The organism is Streptomyces sp. NRRL WC-3618 (genome assembly GCF_001280005.1).
Classification (GTDB): domain Bacteria; phylum Actinomycetota; class Actinomycetes; order Streptomycetales; family Streptomycetaceae; genus Streptomyces.
Genome location: NZ_LGDW01000056.1, coordinates 1 through 16,259 on the forward strand (window position 1 = coordinate 1; position 16,259 = coordinate 16,259).

The 16,259-nt window shown below is 67.5% G+C and carries 8 protein-coding genes and 1 pseudogene; 2 read left to right on the plus strand and 7 right to left on the minus strand.

Annotated features, from left to right (window positions below):
- Positions 1-3: 3 nt before the first annotated feature.
- Together ADL01_RS08150 and ADL01_RS08155 are read right to left on the minus strand one after the other, a co-directional pair.
- Entirely contained in the window at positions 4-474 is a 471-nt protein-coding gene (locus tag ADL01_RS08150) for an NUDIX domain-containing protein (RefSeq protein ID WP_053741234.1), read from the minus strand.
- A gap of 2 nt (positions 475-476) precedes the next feature.
- Entirely contained in the window at positions 477-1,196 is a 720-nt protein-coding gene (locus ADL01_RS08155; protein WP_078960389.1) for a helix-turn-helix domain-containing protein, read from the minus strand.
- A gap of 448 nt (positions 1,197-1,644) precedes the next feature.
- Between ADL01_RS08155 and ADL01_RS08160 the strand changes: the two genes are divergently transcribed.
- Complete coding sequence (locus ADL01_RS08160) at positions 1,645-1,890, plus strand: hypothetical protein (protein ID WP_053741254.1); 246 nt, start codon at positions 1,645-1,647, stop codon at positions 1,888-1,890.
- 113 nt (positions 1,891-2,003) lie between these two features.
- Positions 2,004-2,288, plus strand: a pseudogene (locus tag ADL01_RS47205) (tyrosine-type recombinase/integrase); the annotation flags it as partial.
- A 193-nt stretch (positions 2,289-2,481) separates the two neighbouring features.
- Here the strand turns inward: ADL01_RS47205 and ADL01_RS44570 are convergent.
- The 5 genes from ADL01_RS44570 to ADL01_RS08185 form a co-directional block, all read right to left on the minus strand.
- Positions 2,482-2,862, minus strand: coding sequence for a hypothetical protein (locus ADL01_RS44570; protein ID WP_159049479.1), 381 nt, complete (start codon positions 2,860-2,862; stop codon positions 2,482-2,484).
- A gap of 480 nt (positions 2,863-3,342) precedes the next feature.
- A complete protein-coding gene (locus ADL01_RS08170) occupies positions 3,343-3,570 on the minus strand; it encodes a hypothetical protein (protein ID WP_053741237.1) in 228 nt (75 codons plus the stop codon).
- The gene (locus ADL01_RS08175; RefSeq protein WP_234354546.1) at positions 3,570-10,487 is read right to left on the minus strand and encodes a polymorphic toxin-type HINT domain-containing protein; all 6,918 of its coding nucleotides are present in this window, start codon (positions 10,485-10,487) and stop codon (positions 3,570-3,572) included. Before ADL01_RS08175 ends, ADL01_RS08170 begins: the two co-directional genes overlap by 1 nt.
- Before the next feature lie 101 nt (positions 10,488-10,588).
- Entirely contained in the window at positions 10,589-14,245 is a 3,657-nt protein-coding gene (locus ADL01_RS08180; RefSeq protein WP_159049480.1) for a LamG domain-containing protein, read from the minus strand.
- Positions 14,246-14,549: 304 nt separating this feature from the next.
- Positions 14,550-16,022 (minus strand): hypothetical protein, encoded by a 1,473-nt coding sequence (locus ADL01_RS08185; protein ID WP_053741239.1) that lies wholly within the window; start codon positions 16,020-16,022, stop codon positions 14,550-14,552.
- Between the last annotated feature and the right edge of the window lie 237 nt (positions 16,023-16,259).

The following is a 16,259-nucleotide window of genomic DNA, read 5'->3' on the forward strand; positions in this document are numbered from 1 at the left end:
GGTTCAGCCCAGGTACGGCTTTTCGCGCTGTTCCAGGAAGTGGTGGAGCCTGAGTCGTTGGGTGTGGTGCATCGGCAACTGCTCGATCTCTTCCGGCAGTACGAACCGGAGCTCGGTGGACTCGTCGGAGATTGCCAGTTGGCCGCCGGTGATGCGGGCGGTGAAGCAGACGTTGAACTGGCGGCGGACCTCGCCGTCGGTGTAGGCGATGATGTGTTTCGGGTCGGTGTAGGTGCCGACCAGGCCGGTGATCTCGACGTCGAGGCCGGTCTCCTCTTTGACCTCGCGGACGGCTGTGCCTGGCAGGGAGTCGGTGAGGTCCATTCCTCCGCCGGGCAGGGCCCACAGGTCGTTGTCGCGGCGGCGCTGGAGGAGTATGCGCCCGTGGTCGTCGGTGACGACGGCGGAGGCGGCGACGACCATGCTGTTCGGCTTGGGCGCGTTGGGGTCGTCGTAGTACTCGGTGCGGGCCACGGTCAGCCTTCCTCTCGTACGGGGGTTGCCGTCGTCCACACGGCGTCGAAGCTGTCGGCGTAGGTGTCGAACATGCCGCTCTCCTGGTGTCGGCGAAGGTGCCATACGGGGGCTGCGTAGGCGTTGACGCCCCAGGCGTGTGCGTTGACGAGTTGCTGGTCGTCGGCGCGGTAGAGGGAGTTGTAGAGCGTGGTGGCGTGGGTGCGGACTTCGATGCCAGGGGTGTCGGCGAGCGGCTTGTAGTGCATGAGTGCGAGGCGGCAGCGGGATTCGATGCCGTGGCCGAACCGCTCTTCCTGGCCGCGGGCTTGGACGTTGTCGCTGTCGGGGTCCCCGACCGCGATGCGGACGGTGCAGCCTTCGGCGGCGCGTTCGGTGAGGAGTTCGTTCAGCCGCGGGTACGCCTCGTGGAGGAAGACTGCCGCGTAGACGAGGATGTCGATCCGTTCCCGGGCCTGGGCCATCAGGTCGGTGAACGTCGAGACGGGGATATCGGCCCGCTGCTCGTAGAGCGCCACCAGTTCGGGGCTGATGGCGCGGGCGGGGCGGGCCTGGCGGAGCGCCGGCCAGAGTGCGTGCACGTCTTCTCCCAGGGCCTTGGCCGCCTGGAGGGCGGTAGCACGACGTGGGATACGCCCGAGGTTCACCCAGCGCTCGACCGACTTGGGGTCGACCTCGACCTGCTGAGCGAGTGCGGCGTACGTCCAGCCTCCCGCCGCCATGACGGCTCGTAGTCTCTCGTTCGGCACGAGTCTCCCCCTTCGTCTCAGGACGGCACTAGGGACGTTCTACACAGTGCGGGACGTCCCGAAGTGGGGTTTCGTGGAGGTTCCTTCGTCCCGGTGACCGGCGTGAGGATCGGTGCCGACCCTGCGGCACCAACAGACCCAGGGGCACGCATCAACGCCGCCAAGGAGCGTCACCGTGCGAATGAGCGCCACCCCACGTGTTCCCGCCCTGCGACTGGACGCCCGGTCGCGCGCCGCCTCGCCGGGGTGGTCACGATGACGGCCCCCACCCCTGAGGGCGACGGGCACACCGTCTCGCCCGATGCCGGCGCCCTGGTGGTCGACCGGCGAAGCGGCAAGGTGGGCGTGGTGATAGGGCATGTGGGGACGTACGTACAGCTTCGGCCACCGCGCGGTGGCCGGGAGTGGGACGTGCCCGGAGGTGGGGACGGTGACCCCGCGCTCGGTCCTGCGCTACGAGACCTGGACGCTCCAGCCCGACCGCGAGCCGGACGCGGAGCCAGTCCTGTACGCGATGCAGTGCGCCGTGGACGGAGAGACCTCACCGACAAGCGAGGACTTCGCCGAACCGCAGGACTGGGTGCTGCGGCACTGCGGCCAGAACCCGTCTCACCACACCTACCGGGAGGTCATCACCCGCCCCTGGCGGACCTGGCGCCAGGCGTGACCCGCCTCGCTCGCCCAGGCACCGCACCGCGCTGACCCACCCGACTCCCGTCCCTGCCGGGCGAATCCGATTGAGGCTCCCCCGCACTCGTCAGCCCCGGCAGGGACGGGCCCTCACGTGCGCGCCGTGCCCATCTCCGTCTCGCCGCCCTCCGCCGTGTCCGCTTCCACGACCTTCGCCACTCCACCGCGACCCTCCTCCTGGAGGAGTGCGTCGAGTTGGTCGTGATCAAGGAGCTCCTCCGACACGCCCACATCGGCGTCACCGCCACCGTCTACGCCCACGTCCGACTCCACCTCTAGCGCGACGCCATCGACACCCTCAGCACCGCGCTCGACGGTCCTGCTGGCCACGAGCCGACCTGCGACGACGCACTGTGCGGAGCCATGGTCCGCTGACGTTGCCGTCAACTACTGCCGTCACCCCATGCAGAAGCCCTGTCAGGACATATCTGACGGGGCTTCAATTTTGCAGTTCGGAATGGCGCGGGAAGGTCGACATCTCTCAGCGGAACGACGCCCTCACGCCGCATGCGAGAAACCGGCGAGACCCCCGAACAGAGCCTCGCCCATTCCTGCGAGCGTCAAGAAGCTATTTATCTTCTCCCTTCAGCAAGATCTGAACCTTTGACGGAAATTGCGGATCATCCACCATTACCGAACAGATCACAGAGCCACGGAATCCCGCGAATTGCATTCGGGCGTATTCGTTCGGGTCGTGCAATACGAGCCAACCAGACGAACACGGGAGCGACACCTCGAAGAGGTTCACAGGAAGCGCCACGGGAGGAGCCGACTTCCACACCTCGCATTCGACAGGACCGTCAACACTGGCCTGAACGCCGAAGATGAGTGAACTGCCCTCTCGATACCAGCTGCTCGACGCCGGATCCCAGTCGCTGACGTCATCGTCACTTCCCGCATCTCGTAAGATCAGGCATCCGTGCTCGATTTTTTCCAGGAATGCAACCACAGGGCCATTAGACGCCATTCCTTCTTGCTCTTTCCTTGTGAAAGTTGGGAGACGAACCCACCCTGCGCTCGGGCCCACCACGGGCAACCGTCGAGAGCTCCGGCTCCGGCAGCTAAGCAAGCTGCGACAGTTCAGTACTGCCGGCAAGACCATCAGGAGCCCCGCCAGAATATATTTCGACGGGGCTTCTGTGGTCGCACTGAAGAGTTATCTAAATTATCCGAAGTCCGACTCTCCGGAACCCGCCGACTCCGCCTTTCATGCCATCTATGCATGAATTGAGCCAGTGGCCTATTGCCCGCTTCGGAATCGAGATGCGAAGGCATTCCACCCTCTGGGCAGATTAATCTCTCATCTCCTCCGGATACGAGCGTTCCCGTCCGGTCCACGATGGTCATGGCTCCCTGGTTCCCCAGCACCCGCCTGAAACCGGAGAAAGCCCGTCGGCACTGATGCCGACGGGCTTTCTGGACTGCGTTCCTACTCAGGGATCCATTCGATCTCCCACTGGGAAGACTCCACGAACGACTCGAGCTCCGCCCTGTCCGCCACCCAGTAGTCGCCCCCGTCCGTCGGTGCGGACAGGTCGTTGACCAGGTAGATGTAGTACCCGCCGGTGACCTCGGAGTCGTCGTGGAGTTTCACGAAGTACCCCTCGTAGAACCCCGACAGAATGCGCCCGTATCGCCCCAGTTCAACCTTCGTCATCACGGCTCGACAAGGGGGACGTGGTTGTTGGCCAATGGTTTCCCTACCTCGTCGAAGATCTCGAAGTGGACGTGCGGCACATCAGGCCAGTGGCCTCCCGCAAGGGAATCGGGGTCGATACGGAATCCACGGCGGTTGTCGACGCTTCGGAAAATTCCTCGACCCTTGGCCACGTCGCGCATTCCCTCACCGAGGAATTCGCTTCCGGTAGCCATGGCGTCCTCCATGGTGATCGTGTGCTCGCTGACGAGGCTCGACTTGCGCTTGTGCGGCACGATGTCGACGTTGCTTTCGGCCGTCGCCCTCGTCTCGTCGAGGATGTCATTGCGGACGGTACCGCAGTTGTGAACAAGGACCGGTGTTGCCCCCGCCAGCACATAGTACGTGTGGACGTTCTCGACGGTCAGGTCATGTGTGCGCTGCCGCTTGTCAAAGGAACGGATGGCGGTGAGGGTGACCGAGTTACCGGACGCGGTGTGCAACCGCATGCCCGGCTTGAGGTCGCCGGCCTTGACCCACGCCTTCTCTGAGTCCACCCAGAACGGGTGGGTCGTCGTGGCGATCAGGGCCTCCGGCTTGCCGGAGTCGCCCTTGATCGTGAGGTCGGCGAAGGACTTGTCGTCCTCGGTGACGATGGTGCCCGCGACCTCACGGACCGTCGTCTTGCCGGTCTTCGGGTCGGTCGTGACGACCTTGTCCCCGAGTGCGACCTTCTCGATCGGCTTCGTACTGCCGCCAGCCAGAAGAACCCTGGTACCCGGCAGGAAGCTGTGGCACTCGGGCTCGGACTTCTTGCTCTTGCTGAGCGCAGCCGCGGCCTTCTTGCGCGCTTCCGCCAATTTGTCGGCGGCCTTCGCGAGCCCGCCGTTAGCCTTGCCCAGCGCCTTGCTCGCCTTGAAGTAGCCCTTGGCGCCGCCGATGAGGTCCCCCACCAGCCCGGTCACCCGCTTGGCGAGCCTGGCTCCCTTCGCCCACTTCCAGGGAGCCCCGTACTTGGCGAGGATCTTGCCTGCCAGGCCGCCCGCGAAGCTGCCGGCGATGTTGAGCAAGGTCTCGCCACAGGCGCCGACGTCACCGCTGGAGATGCAGTCCAGAGCCGCGTCCACACCGAGAATGTCCCGGGCGATCTTGACCAGCGCCTTGCCCGCGGACTTGATGCGCTGTTTGGCGGAGGACTGCTGCGCCTGCGCCGCCGCCACCTCACCGGACGCCTTGCTGAAGTCCGACTGTGCCTGCACGACCTGCCTGGGAGTGCTGGTGACTGGCACGCCACCACGGCACGTGAGCAGGCCCTCACGGCACTCCGGGGTGATCAAGCCGCTGGGGTCGGCGTGTGTGACAGGAGAGTTGTTGGCGTACGCGTAGCCGTTGATCTGCTGCGGCTGGGTGTAGTCGATGATCGGGTCGACCGAGATGAACTTGCCGATCGTCGGGTCGTACTCCCGCGCCCCCAGATGGGTCAGGCCGGTCGAGGCGTCGATCGTGCCGCCGACAAAGCCCTTCTCTCCTGGCCAGGCGCCGGTCGTCTCACCGCGCTCGACGCCGAAGGGGTCGAACCGCCGCTGGGAGATCGCTCCCGTTGCGGAGTCGATCGCCAGCTCACCCGTGCCGTGGTGGTCGGACGCGAGGAAGGAGACCTTCCCGGCGGTGCGGACCGCGACCGTCTGACCGGCGTACTCGTAGTAGCGGGTCGCTTCCTTCTTGGTGCCGTCCGCCGACAGCTTCAGCTCGGTGCCCGGCAGGTAGACGGTCGTACCGGTCGAGTCCTTGCGCAGAAGGCGCGAGCCACTCTCGTCGTACAGGTAGCTGGTCTTCGAGCCGTTCGCCTCGGTGACCTCGCTGAGCTTCCCGGTGTCGTTCCAGAGCAGGGACTGGGGGTTGCCGCCGATGGTCCGCTTGGTGGTGCTGCCCGCGTCGTCGTACTCGTACGTCGACTGCTTGTCCCCGGTCGGGGTCTTCTCGACGACCTTGGTGACCTGGTGCGGTCCGTCGCCCAGTGCGCCGGCGCCGCCGTACTCGTAGCTTCGGGTGGAATTCTTCGCCGCGTTCAGTCCTGTGTCGTGGTTGACCTCGGTGACGCGGTTGCCTATGGCGTCGGTCTCGTACGACTTCCAGTACGAGGCCGGGCCGCCGAGCGCGCTCGAACCGGCCGCGGAGTCACAGGCCGTGGGCCCGGTGCCGTCCACCGGAGTGGTGGAGCCTCGGGTGCCGTTGCCGGCCGCTGTCGCCGCCGTGGCCGCCGGGGTCCACGCGTCCGACAGCCGCTGCCGGCCGTCGTAGGCGAAACACTGGACATCCGGAGCGGTCCGGTTCGCCGTGTCCGATATGGACAGGACGTTGCCCGCCTGGTCGTAGGAGTAGTTCGACTCCTTGGCCACGGTGGTGCTCACCACGTCGACCACCGAGCGGGTCAGCCGGTCGGTGCCCTTCTCGTAGTCGAAGGTCTGCTGGACCTTCTTGCCGTTGCCCGTGAACAGCTCGAACTGTCGTACCTGACTGTTCTTGGAGTAGATGGTGTTGGTGACATACGGGGTGCTGCCCGTCATCCCCGTCGGACGCTGCAGGGCGTCGTACGTGTACACCAACGCCTCCGACGGCAGATCCGCGACGGCGGGCAGGCCGAGGCCCTGGATCGTGCCGTCCCGGTTGTACCCGGTGGAGAAGACGTACGTACCGGCCAGTCCTCCCTGGGATGCGGGGACCTGGTAGGCGGTCTTCAGCGGACGGTAGAACTCGTCCATCGACTGGACGGCGGTGGCGAAGTACTCCGTCGGCGAGATGTAGTTGAAGGAGGCGTAGGCCTGACCCAGCCAGCCCGCCTTGTCGTACCTGGTCTCGCTCAGCCTGGTGCCGGTGCCTGCGTCGCCCTGCCAGGTCGACTCCGTGCGGCCGAGCTTGTCGTAGACCGTGGAGGTCTTCTTGTTCCGCCCGTCCCACGCGGCGACAGGCCGGTCCAGCTCGTCGTACTCGGTGCGCGAGGTGCCCGCGTCGGGGTCGATGCTCGTCTTCTTGCGGCCCAGTTGGTCGTACTCGTACCGCCACACACTGCCCTTGGCGTCGGTGACCGTCTCCAGCTTGCCGAGCGTGTTGTACGTGTACTTCGTCGAGTCGTACGGCACGCCCGCGTTCGGTGAGGCGCCCCGGTAGTGGCGGATCTCGGAGACGTTGCCCTGGCCGTCGGTGATCGTCGTGGTGGGCACGCCGCCGACCGGCGGGTCGACATGGGTCAGGTCGCCGTCGTAGCTGGTCGTGGTGCGCCACTGCTCGGCGCCGCCGACCGCGAGGATCTCGGCGGTGGTGCGGCCCAGACCGTCGTACTCCAGCAGGCTCTGCGCGCCGACCTCGCCGTTGCGCACCAGCAGCAGCTCGCCCGAGGCGGGGTCGGCCGCGTTGTACGTGGAGTTGGTCTTCCTGACGTTTCCGGTGCCGTCGTAGAACGTGTCGGCAGCCATGTGGGTGCCGTTCGGGCCCTCGGTCTGGATCTGCCGGGGGCGCAGCATGCTGTCGTAGAGCTGGTACTCGGCACCGTAGGAGCCGTCGATCTCGACCTTTTCCGTCTTGATCGAAGTGACCTTGTCCTTACGGACGTTGTACGAGTACTTGATGCTCGGCGTCTGCCTCAGCTTACGGTCCGCCAGCCACACCGACGTCAGCCGCCCCAGGGCGTCGTAGGCGAGGTCCGTGCGCTTGCCGTTCGGGTCGGTCTGGCCCGACGACATGCCCCAGGCGGGGGCGTAGTCGGTGACGGTCGGGTGACCCAGGGCATTGGTGACTGTGGTCTTCGTCAGCAGGCCGTTGGTCTCGGAGTAGACGGTCTTCGTCTCCTCCGTCGTGCCGATCTGCTTGGCGTCCCTCTGGGTCAGCGGACGGCCGAAGTCGTCGTAGGTCGTGGCGCCGGTGAACTGGTAGGTCGCCGTGGTGCCGTCGTGCGACGTCATCCGCTCGGTCTTGGTGGCGTCACCCTTCGTGGGCGCCGCTCCGAAAGCGAGTTTGTCGTACGAGGTGCGCTCGTCCGCCAGGACCTGTGTCCGGCGATCCGGCGTGGTCGCGCACTTCACGGAGACGGACTCGCTGCGGGCCGGCAGCGAGAGGATGTTCTTCGCCGTGTTGTCCGCGTACGTGGTACGGGTGCAACTGTCGTCCTTGGCGGTGGAGAGGTCGCCCAGATCGTCGACGGTCAGGACCCGGCCGGTGCCGTTGGCGGTGTCGTACGTCGTCGTGGACTTCGTTTCGCGCCAAGTGCCGTCGGACTTCAGGCTGAAGCCGCGGCCGGTCTGGGTACGGACGATCACCGCGCGGGTGGTACCCCAGGGCTGAACCTGGGTGGCGGTGTAGTGCTTCCAAGGCGTACTGATCGTCTTGGCGACCATCTTGTCGCCGTCATAGGTGGCGACCTCCAGCTCGTGGCCGGTGAACTCCTCGTCGTCGGCGTACGAATCACCCGTGGAGTCCTTGACCGTCACCGAGCGGGTGTTGCCGGCGGAGTCCTTGTCCCCGTCCATGCCCTGGAGGAACGTGTAGTCGACCCGGGTCGACTGCTTGTCGGCGGTGCCGCTGGTGACCTTGACCTTGCCGTAGCCCTGCCAGCCGCCCCAGGTCAGGTACTTGGCGTCGGTGATGCCGTCCGGCTTCGCCTTACGCCAGGCGGCGTCGCCCTGGTAGGAGTAGCGGGTGACCATGGAGTCGTTGCCGCCGGTGCGGTCGGTCTCGATGATCGCCGACACGACGTACTTGTGGAACCAGTCCGTGATCGGGTCCACAGAGCCCGGCGGAGCCCACACGACGGGGTAGCAGCGCTTGGTCGACTCGCCCGGCTTGGGCAGCGTGGACTTCGTGCAGTCGGCAGGCGCGTAGTTGACGTCGAGCTGAGCGCCGGTCTCGCTGAGGACCATCGAGAGCCGGAAGCGGTGGAAGGGCGCGATGTTGTCGCCGACGGCGTCGACGCGGTTGGCGAGCTGCTCGCCGAACAGGTCCACGGAGGGCAGCTTGATCGCCGTACCGGCGCGGCCCTCGTTCTCGATCTTCGACAGCCACAGCGTCTTGGAGTCGTCACCGTTGTCGGTGAACAGATGCGTGAACGTCCAGGCGTCCACGTCCTGGTAGGCCGTGGCGTCCTTGCGCATCTGGGTGACGATCGAGGCCAGCCGCTTGGTCGTGAAGAAGGTCTGTACCGGCGAGGTGCACTTCGTGCTCGCCTTGCACTCCTGGTCGACCGGGACGTCGGGCCACCGGGCGGCGTTCGCCTTGGTGCGCTTGCTCTCCGCGCAGTCGAAGTCGGCGGTGGGCAGGCAGCGTTCGCCAGTGTTGAATACGACCCGCGCCGGGGCCTTGGCCGCGTAGACCTTGCCGTCCTGCTGGCCGTAGTCGATGCGCTTGAGGTAGCCGCCGCGGTGGTACGCGGTGCCGTTGACGTCCGTCTTGCCATTGAGCGCGTAGGAGTTCGTCTCGCGGTCGTAGAAGTAGGACATCACGTTGCCGTGTGTGTCCTTGACGTAGTCGAGGCTCCAGCGCCAGGCCTGCTGACAGTGGGCGCTGGTGAAGGTGGCGTTGAAGCAGGGCTCACCGGAGTCGTCACCGAAGACCGGGGCGGTCCAGACGGAGTTGGTCTCCTCGTTCCCGGTGGCCCAGCCCGGCAGACGGTTCAGCCCGAAGTAGTACTCGGTGCCCTCCGGCGTGGTGATCTTCCAGTGCTCTCCCTTGTCGTTCGCGCCACCGTTGTCGCCGTTCGCGGCGCCGGTCAGCTGCTCGACCTTGGTGCCGTCGTCGGAGGCCATGTGCCACTTGTCGGTGGTGTCGTCCTTGACCAGCTCACCGGACGCGCCGTTGAGCATGACCGTGGCGTTGTCGAACGCCCAGCACTGTTCCCCGGAGTTCTTGTGGCCGTCGTCCGCGCACGGCTTGTAACGGCGCTCGATGTAGCCGGGGTCGTACGAGAAACCCTCACCGGCCCACGACCCCTGGTTGTTGGTGACCGAGGTACGGCCGTCCGCCGACTGGGAGGAGTAGCCGAGGCCCACGGTGGGGACGAGGCCGCCCGGGGTCGGGACGGTGCGCATCGGGTAGTTCCAGTTGAACCCGCCGGAGGCGGTGGCGACGCTCCAACTGGCGGACGGAGACAGGGCCGTCGCCGTGTACGTCCCCTGCGCGCCGGACGGTCCGGCGGCCAGGGCCACGAGGGACGTCGCGTCGACCGCCATGGTGGAGGCGCCGTCGGCCGGAGCCGGGGCGGCGGTCACGTCGGCGGAGACGGTACCCGCCTCCACGTCGTTCACCGTGGGCAGCACCCTGGGCTGCTCGGGGCAGCCCTTACTGCCAGGAGTGGCGGCGGTGGCGCAGGCGGGAAGCTGGACCAGTCGGAGGCGCGAGGCGTAGGAGCCGCCGAAGGCCTCGGCAAACTCGGAGTAGTCGACGCTCAGCCGGACCTTGGCGGTCTGATCGGAGCCGTCGGCGCGTTCCACACCTAGCAGGACACCGGCGCCGAGCTTCGCGGCATGCTGCGGGTCGAGGACGTCGACACGTATCCTGCCCGGCGCCTTGCCACTCTTGGCGAGGGCCTTGGGCCTGTCGGCGGCCCCGGCCCCGGCCTCAAGGATCTTGACCGGCAGGCCACCGACCTCGGCGGTGGCCCCCAGCTTCACTTCCGCGCCGCCCTGCTTGGGCCACGTCGCCTTGTCGAGCCCCTTGACCGCGGCCTTGCGCGCCGGGTCGGAGGGGCGTGGTGCGGTCTTGGTGGCGTACCCCTTGACGGGATCACCGTCGTCCTGGAGGCCGGGGCTGCTGGTGCGGCCCCGGGCATCGTCATCGAGCGCCATTGCCTGGACCGACGACGCGGAGAGCGCGAGCGAAAGCCCGAGCACAATCGCGACGACCGTCGATCTGGGTATGCGGCGGCTCAACGAGCGGCCACGGAAGAACATCGGACAACTCCCTGGTCGAAGGGGAAAGTTGAGGAAAGGATTTGGGCGGGAAGGGTGTGCCGGGCCCGGCGGAGCCGGCACACCCCAGAACTAATGGATCGTCACATGTCGGGAGCCGCAGCCAGCCTGGCCATCTGCTGCACCGCGATCTGGTCGGCCGCCCCGCTGTAAACGCGGACTTCATCGATCGCGCCGGCGAAGTACTCACTCGCCCCGCGCAGCGAACGGCCCACCTGGAGACCGCCGGTGGCGGACCACAGGGTGCCGTCCGTGCCATAGGCGCCGGCGGCGAGCTGGCCCCCGACGTACAGGCGCAGCGAGTTGGCGAAGGCGTCGTAGACGACCGCCAGGTGCTGGCCGGAGCCGCCGGTGTCGGGGAGTTCCTGGTCGTCGGTGAAGGTGACGACGGAGGGGGCGGCCACGTCGGTCTTCGCCACGGCCAGCTCCCACCGGCCGGATCTCGCCTGATAACGGACCTGGACCCGGTTGGCGTTGGCACCCGGCAGCGACAGCACCGTCTGTGACTTCTCCGGGTCCAGCGAGGTGAGCTGGGCGCGGGCGGTAATGGTGAAGCTGCTGTTGCCGGTGACCGGGGCGGTGGCGGTGGACGCGTAGTCACCGTTGCCGTCCAGGACGAGGTTGCCGTCACCGACCAGCGCGGCGGTGTCGAGCAGCGGATCGGCCGGGCGGTAGATGAAGGCGTTGCCCGCCAGAGTCAGTGCCTGGCCCCCACCGGTCTCCGCGGAGGCACCGCTGACGGCCGCGTCGAGCTGCCAGTAGCCCTTGCGGTCCGGCTTGACCGTCATCAGCTCGGCGACCTGGGCCGCCGGCAGGACCCGATCGAGGACGCGGATCTCTGCGAGGTCACCGACGAAGTTGTCGCGGTAGCCGCTCTTGGCCGTCGAGCGGCCGATCTGCAGCGGGCCGTACGACTTCCAGGTGGAGCGCCGAGGGGCGGAGGCCTTCAGGTCCTTGTTGATGTACAGCTGGAGCTGCGGGCCGCCGCTCTTCTGCGCGTCGTACACGCCGGTCAGCAGGACCCACTGGTCCTTGACCACGGAAATGCCGGTGGAGACGGCCTTCCACTCGCCGAGCGAGTCCACGTCGTCGACCGGGACGGAGAACTTCCATGCCTTCGCGGTCGCGTCGTAGCCGAGCGTGAAACCGGGCTCGCCGGTGCCGTCCTGGCTGACGACCGTCATGTCCTTGTCCAGAGCGGTGGGCCGTACCCAGGCGCTGACGCTGAAGCTCTTGGCGGAGTCCAGCACGGTCTCGCCGGCGTCGAGGTAGGACTCCGCGCTGCCATCGAAGCGGGCCGCCTTGTCGACCCTGCCGCCGGGGCCGTCCACACCGAAGGTGACGGCGGTGCCGGCGGTCGCCGAGAACTCACCGCTCTCGTCGTGCGCCTCGGTGTCACCGGCCTGGTCGGCCAGGTTCCACTGGGCGACGACCGGCTTGCCCTCGCTCACCAGAAAGTCGTACGGCGTACTGGTGGCGTGCGCCGCCCTGTCGATGGCGACCACGTCCAGCACCCGGCGTCCGGAACGGGTCGGCATCAACTGGACGGAGACCGAGCCGCCCGGCGTGGCAGGGGTAAGGGTGGTCACCGGCGCGCCGTCCAAGGAGTACTGGTACTTGACGACGTCGGTGTCCGCGATGGTGTCGTTCGGATTCGGCGAGAAGGTGAAGGTGCCGTAGGTGCCCACGCCGTCGTGGTAGACGGTGTCGGACGGGTACTGCTTGGACAGTACGATCGGCTTGCCGGGCCAGCTCCTGTCGTAGGTGAACTCACAGCGCTGCGGAGTGTCCCCGGACGAACTCCAGGGGCCGTAGCCGTCACCGTCGTAGGCCCGCGCGCTCCAGTAGACGGGAGTGTTCTGCGGGATCGACGACTTGACGGTGTGCACGAACTTGGTGCCGGTCGTCGGAGAGAGCCAGCCGGGGGTGTCATAGGTGTATGAGCCGGGCTTCGTTCCGCCCCACTCCACCTTGAACTGGACCTTCACCTTGTCGGTCCTCCCGTTGCCGTGGTCCGGGTCGCTCGCGATGGCCTGGAGCTTCGGCGGTACGTCGGTGGTCGGACGGCTCGCGCCCCACTTGCAGACGCCACCGGGGTCCGTGGACATGTCCGTCGTCTTGATCTGCCGCGGCAGAGTGTTGTACGAGACGGACAGGACGGCGTTGCCGCAGATCCGCTTCCATTCGGCGAAGCGGGACTCGTCGGCCGCCCGCAGGCCCAGCGTCATCGAGTTCCAGCCACCCGTGGCGGCCGCCTGGATCTCGCTGGTCAGCTCGGAGTTGGCTTTCGTGGTGCTCTCGAAGTGCAGGTTGGGCTGGCTGGAGCAGGAGGTCGGGGAGATCGCCTTGTCGACGGTCCCGATGTGGTCGTCCCAGTCGTCCGAGGTGTTCGACCAGTTGCTGGACGAGTTGAGCGAATAGTTCTGGCCGCCGATCCGGTAGAGCCGGATGGGCTCGGCGGTCGGGGTGGCGCTGTAGATGTGCTCCACCCGCGCCGAGAACGTCGCGCCAAGGATCTGCTTCCCCTTGTAGAAGGAGAGCGGCATCGTGAACATCACGCGGCGGGTGCCGACCCCGTTGCAGGAGACCGGGTTGAAGTCGGTCGGGCACTTGCCGACGCCCGCGCTGCCGGAGTACTTCCAGTCCTGCTCGGTGGGCATCCCCGACATGACGCCGGTCCAGGCGGTGCGCGAGGTGGTCCGTGGCATGGGATCGATGACCACGGGGAAGACGGTGTCCTCGCCCTTGAGGAGCTTCTGGTCGGGTATGAGGCTCAGCTCCTCCCTGCCCACCTCAACGCCCAGCGGCACCCCACGGCCGCCTCCGCCCGGGCCCTCCAAGGCGGCTTCGGAGGCCTGGTCGGCCTTGGGACCGGCGATGACAGCGGGGGCCACGACAGTCTCGTCCGCACCAGCCGCCGCGGCTCTCAGCGCCTTCGCGACAGCCCTCGGCCCCGCGCTCTTCGTAGCGGCTTCCGCTACGGCGGCCGAGTCCCACATGGTGGGCCTGCCCGCCTCGAAGACGGTGCCGCCCACTTCGGCGTCCTTCGCCACAATGGCTCCGGAGGCGGCCTCCGCGACCTTCAGTCCGTCGGTCGTCATCCCCAGATCCAGCCGGGCCAGCTTCGAGTCGGCCGCCGCCTCGGGCGTCTTGACGACCAGCAGATGGCCGAAGCCGTCGACTTCGGCCCGAACGGCGAGGTCGACACCGGGCAGGGCGTCGACGTAGGTGGCGGTGTCACCCTCGATCCGCGGCGCGGGCAGTTTGCCGTACGGCCAGGTCAGAGCGAACTCACGGCCCGCTCGCCGCATCGTCACGAAAGGCCTGTCGGCCTCTCCGGCGGAGAAGGACAGGCCGACGGTGGCGGCTTTCGGCCCCCAACTGCCGTCTGTCCGCCGCACCAACGTCGCGTCGACATCGACCCACTTGCCGCCCTGCGTCGTGCGTACGGGCTCGGTGTACTCGCGGGCCGTGAAGGTGCCGTCGGGCTCCGCGAAGACCTCCCTGCGCTCGGTGCGCAGTCCCATGACCTCGGTCTGTTCGCCGCTGCCCTTCGCAGCGGCAAGCGCCTGTTGCTCGGTCTGCGTCGGCCGGTCGGCGGCGACCGGCGCCGGTCCCGCCGGTGTGCCGCTCGGTAGGACCGCCAAGGTCCCGGCCGTCACCGCGCCGGTGACGACTGCCGTGACGGCGACACGCATCAGTGCGCCACGCCGTACCGGTCTCTGTCTGTCTGCGGACACGCGTCCACTCTCCCGTTGGGTCAGATCAGTTGCGTCAAGTACTTGCGAGAAGCGGGCCGTTCGGCACGGGCTGCCATCGGACCGCCGTCCCGACCACGGCGCCGCCGACGAGGATCGCGCCCTCGCCGGACTTTCACGTCCGGGTCGGCGTGCCGTCCGTGGCCACGTTCCTTGGGAAGCCGTGGACCGCGCGCCCGCCCACTCGTCGGTCGGCTCGTAGGGCACGCCCACGTACAGCGGCGATGAACTGGTACCGAAGCCGACGTACGTCCGACTCGGGCCGGCCCGGGAGCCACGACGGTGGTCAGCGGACGGTGGCCCCGAAGGCGACGCCGGTCTCCGGCACCCCGCCCACCCCCGGCTTGATCGTCTGGGTCGGAGCCCCACCGGACCCGACGTTCCACGGGAAGCCGTAGACCGCGCGAGCCTCCGCCGGGCCGTAGGGCACACCGACCTGAAGCAGCGAGGGCGTGGCGGCCAGCGAGATACCGGCCAGCATCCGCGGCGCCGACGTGGGTCCGACGCCCGTGCCGGGGGCGATCCAGTTGTCGGAGACGCCGGGCGCGCCGACCAGCGGAACGATCTGGACACCGCCCTCCTCCGCGTACTCCTCGGCCGACTCCTCGCCGGGCACGCCGATCGCGAGCCGGGTGGTGGTGGCGGTGGAGGTGGCGTTCGGGGAGGAGTTGACGGCGGCGAGGCGCTTGCCGAAGAAGTCGCCGGCCTCGGCGTCCTGGTCCACGTCGGCCGTGTTCTGGTCGATCCAGGCGGTCTCGGTGAAGGTGCCGCCCGCGGCAAGCTTGAAGACCTGGACGGCTCCTGCGTCGACGGTCGTCGACAGATCCTCGCCCGGGACGCCAACGGCGAGCAGCGACTCGGTGGTGGAGGTGGCGCCGGAGGCGCGGTACGGGACCATCGCGAGCGCGGCACCGAACTGGTCGCCGACCTCCGCGGCCCCGAAGATCACCTCCTGGTCCTGGCCAAGTGCGCCGAGCGGCTTCGGGAAGTTGGAGGTGAGCGTGTGGTTGAAAAAGCCCACGCCACCCGCGAAGGACCTGGCGCTGAGCGACTCGCCGGGCGAGCCGACCGCGAAGTGGGTCGGGGTCGCGGCGAGTGTGGAGCCGAAACGGTCGTCCTGCTCGGCGTTGCCGAAAACGGCACCGCCGACATCCGTGTTCTGGTGGACGAAGGCCATCGTCTGCGCGGTGCCGCTGATGTAGTGGAACCCGCCCGCCTTCTCGAGGTCACCGATCGACTCACCGGGGACGCCGATGATCAGGTACGGCGTGCCGGCCGAGGTCTTGCCGGCGACCACCGCGTAGCCCACCCAGTCCTCGTTCTCCTGACCGCCGCCCAGGGGCTTGTCGGTGCCCTGGTAGAACTCCTTGACGGCCTTGGTACCCGCGTTGAGCCCGCTCGTGGAGCCGTAGATCAAGTGCACGTTGCCGGCGTCGGGAACGGTGCCCATGTCCTCGTAGGGGATGCCGACCACCAGGTCGCTGCACCCGTCGAGGTCGGCGTCGTACACCGCCAGCGAATGGCCGAACTGGTCGCCCGCCTCGGGCGCCCCCGGGATGCTGTCGAGGGCCTGCGACAGGGTGAGGACACCCTTGCCGCCGCCGTAGACGACGTGCACCACACCCGCCCTCTGGGCACCGTCGACGGTCGCCTCCGGGTCAGCGATCGCCGTGTCCCTGACACCGTCACCGTTGAAGTCGGACTCGGTCCCCGAGGGACACGCGACGGCGGCTGCGGCCGGCGTCGCTCCGGTTTCCACCCCTTCGGCCAGCAGCAGCCCTAAGGAAACAGCGACAGCGCCGCGCCTCCAAGCTTTCCCCGCTCTTGACACCAACACCCCGTGATTAAAGAAGGCTTAAAGAAGGTCAAGAAACATTCCCCCATTTGACGCGTACACGCAACATCATTTCGGATTCAGAACGATGACAAGAGTCACAGAAATCCCACAGCAACGAGGGGGAGCGACATACAGCCGCAAACAAGCAAAAAGCGCGGG